Genomic DNA, 1,962 nt, shown 5'->3' with positions numbered 1-1,962 from the left:
CGCCGAGGAAGTTGTTGGCCCCGCTCAGGATCAGGTTGGCCGCGCCGTTTTTGGTCAGGCTGCCGGCGCCGTTGATCGCACCGCTGAGTGTCAGATCGTTGCTGCCGACGATACCGAGGTTGCCCGCCAGGTTGATCGCGTTACCCGCCGTGACAGCACCGCTGGCATCCAGGGTGGTGCCATTCGCCGCGTTCAGGGTGGCCGAACCCAGCGCGCTGTTCGACGCCAGAACCAGTCCGCCCGCGTTCAATGCCACCGGGCCGAGGAAGGCGTTGTTGCCGCCGAGGGTCAGGTTGGCCGAGCCGTTCTTGATCAGCCCGCCGGTGCCGTTGATCACACCGTTGAGGGTCAGCGCGTTGCTGCCAAGGATCGTCAGGTTGCCGTTGAGCGTGGTCGCGTTGGTCAGGGTCACGGCGGTGTTGCTGTCCAGTTGCGTGCCAGCATTGGCGATCAACGCACCGCTGCCCAGCGCGGTGTTGTTGCCTACCACGATTTTGCCGCCATCGAGTTGCGTGCCGCCGGTGTAGCTGTTGGCGCCATTGAGCACCAGGGTGCCGCTGTCGAGTTTATTGAGAATGCCGCTGCCGTTGATGTTCACGCCGACCGTGGCAGTCACGCCCGGATCAACGCGCATCGCCGTGGTGCCGCCGGCACCGTTGACGGCGGTCAGCAGTCCCGAGGTGCCGTTGACCACGTTGTAGCCATCGGTGAGGAACTGCATGCCGGTGAACAGTTGCGTGCCATTGACCGATACCGTGCCGGCCGTGCCCTGGAACACCGCGAAGTCGCCGGCCCAGGTCTGATTGACCAGACCATTGGCGTCGGTCCAGTTGGTGCCGGCGCCGTTCCAGGTACCGCTGCCGCCATCGACAGTACCGTTGGCGATGGTCTGGCTGCCGTCCCAGTAACGAATGTCCGAATTCGGCGCCGAAACCTGAATGTTGATCTGATTGGCGACCCCGGTCTGGACCACCAGATCGCCCAGCCCATAACCGACCGGCACGCTGGCAACGTCCAGGCCCAGATTGGTCAGGGCACCGGTGTAGTTGAACAGACGATACACACCGACGCCGAACCCACCGGCATCGGTGACGTTGAGATTACCGTCGAGGGTGAGGTTGCCGCCGACGTTCATCAGCGACGTGGTCGATGGCGTCCCCAGCGCCGCATCGACATTGCTGCCGGCTGCGAGCGTCAATGATCCGGCCGAGAGTGTATTACCCGACGACAGGGCCAGGTGACCGCCACTGTTGATGGTCATCGCGCCGAGCGCCGAACCGTTGCCGGTGAGGGTGGCGCCGGTATTGACGTTGACCTGGGCACTGGCCAGCGAACCGCTGAGGTTCAGGGTACCGCCGTTGACGGCGGTGTTGCCGATGATGCCGTTGATCCCGGTCAGGTTCAGGGTGCCGGTGCCGACCTTGGTCAGGCCGCCGTTGCCGCTGAGGTCGCCGTCAAAGGTGCTGGTGCTGCTGACCCCGCCCACGGTCAATGTGTTGCCGCCGCCGATCTGCACGCTGCCGCTGCCACTCAGGCCATTGAGGCTGGCGTTGCTGCCCAGATTGAGGCTGGCGCCGGCGCTGACGTTGGCGCCGGAGGTGTTGCCCAGCGCCCCGCTGCTCACGGTGGTGACGCTGCCGGCGGCAATGTTCAGCGCACCGGTGAAGGTGTTGTTGCCGCTGAGGGTCAGGTCGTCCAGGCCGGTCTTGGTCAGGCTGCCGGCGCCGTCGATCACGCCGCTGAGAGTCAGGCCGTTGTTGCCGGCCAGGGTCAGCCCGGCATCGAGGGTGATGTTGTTGCCGAGGGTGAAAGCGCTGCTGTTGTCCAGCGTCGCGGCGCCACCGACGGTGAGCGTGCCGCTGCCCAATGCGCCGGGCGCGCCGAGGGTCAGGGTGCCGGCGTTGAGGGTGGTGCCGCCGCTGAAGGTGTTGGTGCCGTTGACGGTCAGGTTGGCGCTGCCGT

General features: G+C 65.7%; 1 protein-coding gene. It reads right to left on the bottom strand.

The genetic code is table 11. From position 1 onward, the window contains the following. Nucleotides 1-1,962, bottom strand: a 1,962-nt coding sequence (locus EIY71_RS28410) for an autotransporter-associated beta strand repeat-containing protein (RefSeq protein WP_178083803.1), incomplete at both ends; no start/stop codon positions are given.

This window comes from Pseudomonas sp. CH235, from assembly GCF_004368175.1.
GTDB classification, from domain to species: Bacteria; Pseudomonadota; Gammaproteobacteria; order Pseudomonadales; family Pseudomonadaceae; genus Aquipseudomonas; species Aquipseudomonas paraglycinae.
Note: the sequence above shows the minus strand (reverse complement) of the source record. Positions and strands in the feature narration are given on the sequence as shown.